This window comes from Kallipyga massiliensis ph2 (assembly GCF_000311985.1).
Classification (GTDB): Bacteria; Bacillota; Clostridia; order Tissierellales; family Peptoniphilaceae; genus Kallipyga; species Kallipyga massiliensis.
Genome location: NZ_HE978585.1, coordinates 271,243 through 277,242, shown reverse-complemented (window position 1 = coordinate 277,242; position 6,000 = coordinate 271,243). Strand labels below are relative to the sequence as shown.

Here is a 6,000-nt window from a genome sequence, read left to right as displayed (position 1 = left end):
TACTGCCAAAGGGTTACTTCCCAGGGACGCCCCTCCCTGGGAGCTACTGCCAAAGGTTCACCTACCAGGGACGCCCCTCCCTGGTAGACACCGCCAAAGGGTCACTTCCCAGGGACGTCTCTCCCTGGGAGATACTGTCAAAGAGCCTTTTCCCAGGGTACGTTGTTCCTGGGAAACCTCATTGAAGCACATTTCCCAGGGCGCCGCCCCACCCCCGCTCCATACCCCCAGCCCCACCCCCGCAGCCACCCCACAAATACAAAGGGGCTGGGCCGGAACGCGATCGGCGTCCCGACTCAGCCCCTTTGTTAGGAGGGATTGATTCGTCTTTATTTCTTATCCTTTTCCAGGATTTGGTTGATGCGGTTCATGAGCTCTTCGTGTTGCTTGCCTTCGGCGACGGCACCCATGATGGGGTCACCGACCATGTTGCCCTGGCGGTCAACGACGATGGTGGTGGGGAAGGACATGATGTTTTGGACGTACTTGCCCGCTTCGCTGTTGGAGGGGAAAGTGATGTTCCGGTAGGATGCGCCCTTCTTTTTCAGGATTTCCTTGGCTTCCTCGATGGCTTCCTTTTGGTCATCCAAGGTGAAGGAGTTGATGCCGATGACTTCGCCGCCCTTGGCCTTGAGGTCTTTGTTGAGGGCATCGAGCTCATCCAATTCGCCGATGCAGGGGTTGCAGGTGGAGAACCAGAAGTTGATGACGGTGACGGCGTTTTTGCTGAAGAGGCTGTTATCGAGGGCATTGCCATCCAGGTCCTTTCCTTGGAAGGAGGGGAACTTGTCGCCGGTAGCTGCGGCAGCCGGAGCCGTGCTTTGGCCGTCTTGGGGCTTAGCCTGGGCCGGAGCCTGCTTCTTCAATTCCTCAATTTTCTTTTCGATTTCAACAATCTTATCCGCACCCTCATTCAGGATCTTCAGCTCATCTGCGGTAAATTTGTCCTTGGCGGATTCAATGGTCTTTTTAAGGAATTCGCCGTAGTTGGTCCCGTCGGTGATCATGCCGGAGTCCTTGTTGGCAGAGAGGAAGACTTTGTCCCAAAGATCCTTGTTTTTGGCAAAGATCTCATTTTCTTCCTGGCTCAGCTTGTTGATTTCCTCTTCAGCACCGGACTTGCCGGATTCTTCAGGGGGTGTGGTGGGCATTCCGGCTTGGCCGGCTGGGACGCTCTCCCCGGCAACTTGACTGCTGGATTCAGCGGGAGTCTTATCCTTGGGTCCGCAGGCCGCCAGGCCGGCGATGAGGCCCATGAGGGCTAGGGTCATGGTGATTTTTTTCAGTCTCATATCATATTCTCCTTTTCTTTCAATTCTATTTGCTGTGCCCCGCCTTTGGCTTTTAGGCCGTAGGTGAAGGCCAGGGCTTGGGTCGGACAGGCCTTGATACACATCCCGCAACGGATGCATTCGCCGTGGCAGGGGGTTTTCAATACTTCCACATCCATCTTGCAGGCCTTGGCGCATTTGCCACAGGAGATGCACTTGCTTTCATTCACCCCAATCTGGAGGAGGGAGACCCGGTTGAAGAGGGCGTAGAAGGCGCCCAGGGGGCAGAGCCACTTGCAGAAGGGACGGAAGAAGACGATGGACAGGCCGACGGTGGTCAGGAGGATGCCCAACTTCCAGGTGAAAAGCTTGCCCAAGGCCGACCGGATACCGGAGTTGACCAGGGAAAGGGGGATGGCCCCTTCCATAACACCCTGGGGGCAGAGATACTTGCAGAAGAAGGGTTCGCCCAGGCCGATCTCGTTGACCACGAGAACGGGGAGGAGGAAGACCATGAGGGCCAGGATGACATACTTGAGGTAGGTCAGGGGCTTGAACCTCTTGGTCGAAAACTTTTTGGTCGGAATTTTGTGCAGAATTTCCTGGAACCAGCCGAAGGGGCATAAGAAGCCACAGATGAACCTTCCTAAAAGAACGCCTAAGAGAATGAGGATTCCGGTTATGTAATAGGAGAACTTAAATTTGGAAGAACCCACGACGGCTTGGAAGGACCCGATCGGACAGGCACCGGATGCGGCCGGGCAGGAGTAGCAGTTTAGGCCCGGGACGCAGACCATTTTTCCATTGCCCTGGTAGAGTTTCCCGGTAAAGAAATTGGGCAGGTGGATGTTGGTGAGGAGGGTGGCAGCGGCCTGGACCTTGAACCGGGATTTGGTCAGCCATTGGCCCAGTCCCTGAGATAGGCTAGCCAATGCCCACACACTCCAAGCATAATTTGATGGCCTTAGCGAATACGGTCTGCACTTCCCCTCGCATGGCCCCGACAACGACCATCAGGCAGGCGGTCAAGATCATGCCCACTCTGACGATCCCCATTTTTTTCTCTTCCACTTTAACTCCTTTCCTCATCAAAACATTCCATTGGCGGCAAGATCTTCCGCCTTTTTTCGCCCATCCCGAAAGAATCGGGAGGGAATCTTCAAAGAGATGATACAATTTGGGATATAAAGATCCTGTTAAGGAAAAGGAAATATTTTCTCCACTTCCTTTTTCTATGCTGGGGGTCGAGGAGGACGTGATGAGACTACTACTTGTTGAAGATGAGACTTTTCTTTGTGACACCATCGCCAAACGCCTGCGAAAGAAGGGCTACAGCGTGGACCTTTCCTATGACGGGGATGAGGCTGGGGAAAAACTCTCCGTCGAACCCTATGACCTGGTCCTCCTGGACCTCAACCTGCCCGGGATGGACGGGATGACCCTCCTGAAAAACCTGAGGGCGCATGACCAGAAGACCCCGGTCCTCATCCTATCGGCCCGGAGTGAAATTTCGGACAAGGTGGATGGCCTGGATGCCGGGGCCAATGATTATTTATCCAAGCCCTTCCACCTGGAGGAGCTGGAAGCTCGGGTGAGGAGCCTCCTCCGCCGGCCCTTCACCCAGAACGACCTCTGCCTCCAGGCGGGACCCCTGGCCTTCGATACCAAGGCCCGGACCACCCTGGTCCATGGGGAGGAAGTAGCTTTGACCAAAAAAGAAGCCGGAATCTTAGAATACCTTTTGATCCACCAGGGGCGACCGGTGAGCCAGGAAGAGCTCATGGACCATGTCTGGGACTCATCCGTGGACAGCTTCAGCAATGCCATCCGGGTCCACATCTCCGCCCTCCGGAAAAAGCTCCGGCCCCTGGTCGGCTATGACCCCATCAAAAACCGGATCGGCGAAGGCTACCTGATCGAGGTGGATGATGATGAAGGTTAAATCCCTCCAGTGGCGGATCGCCCTCATGACCTCCTTCCTCATCGCCATGACCTGCCTGGTCATGATGGTCCTCCTGGGCGATTCGGGCCTCCGACGGATCGATGAAATCGGGGAGTCCATCAAGGGGGCGGAGATCAGGGACCAGGTCCCGGTTGGGGAGGACCCGGATGTCTCCGCCCTCTCGGAAATCCAGGCTTCCTTTGACCCCAGCCAGGTGGGCAAGGAGGACCCCGTGACCATTGTTATTGATGAGGCCAGGGACCGGTTCACCGCCAACAACCTCTACATTACGCTAGCGGTGACCCTGGTCAGCGGGGTCATTGCCTACTTTGTGAGCGGACAGGCCCTCAAGCCCCTGGCCGATTTCTCCAACCGGGTCAAGAAAATCCAGATCAACAACCTGGAGGATATGCACCTGGAAACGGATACCCTGGAAGAATTTCAGGATATGGCCCATTCCTTCAATGATATGTTGGACCGCCTCCATGCCTCCTTTGCCGCCCAAAAGCAGTTCACCGGGAATGCGGCTCATGAGCTCCGGACCCCCTTGTCCCTCCTCCAGATGAGGCTGGAGGTCTTTGAAGAGGACCATCCGGACCCGGATCCGGAGACCCGGGACCTGGTGGCCTTCCTCAAGGACAAGGTGGAGGGTCTGGCCGGGACCCTCAAGACCCTCCTCGACATGTCCAACCTCCAGAACGTCGCCACCAATGAGAAGATCGACCTCATCCCCCTGCTGGATGAGGTGATGACGGACCTGGCCCCTCTGGCGGAGAAGAAGGAGATCCGCCTGTCGGTCCATGGTCCGGACCTGGAATTGCTGGGGTCGGACACCCTCCTCTTCCGTCTCTTCTACAACCTCACGGAAAATGCCATCAAGTATGGCCGTCCGGATGGGTCGGTGGAGATCGCGGTGGAGAAGGTGGATGGCCGGGCCATCGTCCGGGTCAAGGACAGCGGTTACGGGATTCCCAGGGAAAATCAAAAGGATGTCTTCCAGGCCTTCTACCGCCTGTCTTCGCCGGAGAGTCAGAAGGAGAAGGGGGTGGGCCTGGGCCTGGCCCTGGCTCATGAAATCTGCCGCCTCCACGGGGGACGGATTGAGGTGGAGGAAAGCGACAGGTCAGGCACAGTCATGGCGGTGGAACTGCCGGTGGAGGACTAGGGGATTATTTTCTATGCCGGTGTTAGAAATCGTCGCTGCTTTTCGGGGGGACTAAGGGGATGAGGTGGGAGTGGATCATTCTCTCCACACGACGATAATCCACCCCCAGCCCTGCCCCCTCAAAGGTCACCAAGAGCTGACTTCCCAGCTCGATGTCATTATTTTCATAAGAACGAATCTTTTTTACTGTGGTCTTCATATACTCTCCCTCACCGATGAGGCCATGATGCTCCCAATAGATTTCTTTTTCAGCAGAGGGATCAAAAAAGGTAAAATCCGGATAGATGGTGGTTCCATCTTCCAGTTGGAGGGGACATTCATATTTATAGGTGATGCCCTCCTTCTGGAAGAGATCGGCAAGAATCTTTTCGGTCTTCGACCGCACCCGCTCTTTGTTATTCGTATATAGACAAGAATCATCCGATCGAAAGGGGAGTCCCTGGTAGGGCTTGCTTTTCCACTCTTTTAGCTTATCTTCCAGGGTTGGTTGGACAGGGCGAATCAGGGCTCTCCGCTCCGGGCAAAGCTTGAGAAGCTGAAGATCCACAGCCCTGTCGATCTCCCGAAGGCTCATGGGTTCCTTCTCCATCCAGGAGAGGAGGGTAGACATGGACCGATTGTAGGCTTGCTGTGCCAATTTCCTGGCTAAATCTATATTGCCTACTGAAATATATTGGCGATGGGTCTTTCCCTCCAAGATCATCTGGTGGTAATATTCCGGCTTATCCCCATTGCGCTTGATAGCGAGACTTCCGGGGACCGGTTTCACCTGGATGGCCTGCAATTTGCTCCTCAGCTCTTTTATTTTCTTTTGTTTTTCTTGTAATAGGTATTGCAAGGACGCTCCTTTGCTCTTCTTGGCGTGATCGGATGACACCCCTATTTTTCCACAGATTGTGTCTCATGAATGGCCCGAAAAACAGGGAAATCATCTCAACCGGGTTTCTTTTTTCGAGGAGGTGGGGGAGGAGCCTGGAAGTCGCAAGGCGGGAACCCTGACAAATAGGCGGATTATGAGAATAGCAGGGTTTGAAACCCTGATAAATGGGCGGATCATGAGAATAGCAGGGCTGAAAATCACCCTGATAATTCGGCGATCCGCTACAATGTCAGGGGTAAAACCCTGATAAATGGGAAAACTGAAAAAAAGTCAGGGTCAAAATATACCCTGATAATTTGGTAAGTGGAAGGAATATCAGGGTCGGAAACCCTGATAATTAGTGGAATTGTAGGGTTGTCAGGGTTTGGAGTCCTGATTTAGTGAATGATGAGGATGTCAAGTTTAATATTGAATTGATAATGCAATGCAAAAGAGGTATTATTTATATAAAGGAGGTGGATAACATGGCAAATACGCAGAATTTTAGTGTACGTATGGATAAAAAGGTTAAAAAGGAAAGTGAAATCTTATTTCAGAATCTTGGGATGAATTTAACAACAGCGATTAATGTTTTTCTGAGACAAGCCATACGAACAGGTGGTTTCCCCTTTGAAATTAAAGTTGACCAACCCAATCGAGAAACCCTTCTTGCCCTCATTGAGGCGGATGCGATCTCTGAAGATGGAAATGCTCCTGGTTATGATGACGTAGAAGAAGCCTTAAAGGAATTAAAACAATGAAC

General features: G+C 53.4%; 7 protein-coding genes. 3 read left to right on the top strand and 4 right to left on the bottom strand.

Annotation, left to right across the window (positions count from 1 at the left end; all coding sequences use genetic code 11):
- Nucleotides 1-329: 329 nt before the first annotated feature.
- From HGKM_RS01135 to HGKM_RS08435, 3 genes are read right to left on the bottom strand one after another with little or no spacing between them, the layout of a single operon-like run.
- The gene (locus HGKM_RS01135) at nt 330-1,292 is read right to left on the bottom strand and encodes a TlpA family protein disulfide reductase (protein WP_019133478.1); all 963 of its coding nucleotides are present in this window, start codon (nt 1,290-1,292) and stop codon (nt 330-332) included.
- Nucleotides 1,289-2,212, bottom strand: coding sequence for a 4Fe-4S binding protein (locus HGKM_RS01130; protein ID WP_034578865.1), 924 nt, complete (start codon nt 2,210-2,212; stop codon nt 1,289-1,291). Before HGKM_RS01130 ends, HGKM_RS01135 begins: the two co-directional genes overlap by 4 nt.
- Nucleotides 2,196-2,306, bottom strand: coding sequence for a CD1871A family CXXC motif-containing protein (locus tag HGKM_RS08435; RefSeq protein ID WP_425357648.1), 111 nt, complete (start codon nt 2,304-2,306; stop codon nt 2,196-2,198). The genes HGKM_RS01130 and HGKM_RS08435 overlap by 17 nt, the downstream gene beginning before the upstream one ends.
- A 223-nt stretch (nt 2,307-2,529) precedes the next feature.
- On the opposite strand from HGKM_RS08435, the gene HGKM_RS01125 reads away from it, so the two are divergent.
- Nucleotides 2,530-3,213, top strand: a complete 684-nt coding sequence (locus tag HGKM_RS01125; protein WP_034579203.1) for a response regulator transcription factor — start codon at nt 2,530-2,532, stop codon at nt 3,211-3,213.
- On the top strand, nt 3,203-4,378 hold the full coding sequence (locus tag HGKM_RS01120; protein WP_019133474.1) for a HAMP domain-containing sensor histidine kinase: 1,176 nt from the start codon (nt 3,203-3,205) through the stop codon (nt 4,376-4,378). The genes HGKM_RS01125 and HGKM_RS01120 overlap by 11 nt, the downstream gene beginning before the upstream one ends.
- Before the next feature lie 22 nt (nt 4,379-4,400).
- Here HGKM_RS01120 and HGKM_RS08140 read toward each other — a convergent pair whose 3' ends face one another.
- The gene (locus HGKM_RS08140) at nt 4,401-5,162 is read right to left on the bottom strand and encodes a hypothetical protein (RefSeq protein ID WP_019133473.1); all 762 of its coding nucleotides are present in this window, start codon (nt 5,160-5,162) and stop codon (nt 4,401-4,403) included.
- 560 nt (nt 5,163-5,722) lie between these two features.
- On the opposite strand from HGKM_RS08140, the gene HGKM_RS01110 reads away from it, so the two are divergent.
- Nucleotides 5,723-5,998 carry a type II toxin-antitoxin system RelB/DinJ family antitoxin gene (locus HGKM_RS01110; RefSeq protein ID WP_034579201.1) on the top strand — a complete coding sequence of 92 codons (276 nt, stop codon included), beginning with the start codon at nt 5,723-5,725 and terminating at the stop codon, nt 5,996-5,998.
- Nucleotides 5,999-6,000: the final 2 nt, after the last annotated feature.

Coding starts and splice junctions, on each gene's coding strand:
- HGKM_RS01135 (WP_019133478.1), bottom strand. CDS start 1,292: ATGAGACTGAAAAAAATCACCATGACCCTAGCCCTCATGGGCCTCATC.
- HGKM_RS08435 (WP_425357648.1), bottom strand. CDS start 2,306: ATGATCTTGACCGCCTGCCTGATGGTCGTTGTCGGGGCCATGCGAGGG.
- HGKM_RS01125 (WP_034579203.1), top strand. CDS start 2,530: ATGAGACTACTACTTGTTGAAGATGAGACTTTTCTTTGTGACACCATC.
- HGKM_RS01120 (WP_019133474.1), top strand. CDS start 3,203: ATGAAGGTTAAATCCCTCCAGTGGCGGATCGCCCTCATGACCTCCTTC.
- HGKM_RS01110 (WP_034579201.1), top strand. CDS start 5,723: ATGGCAAATACGCAGAATTTTAGTGTACGTATGGATAAAAAGGTTAAA.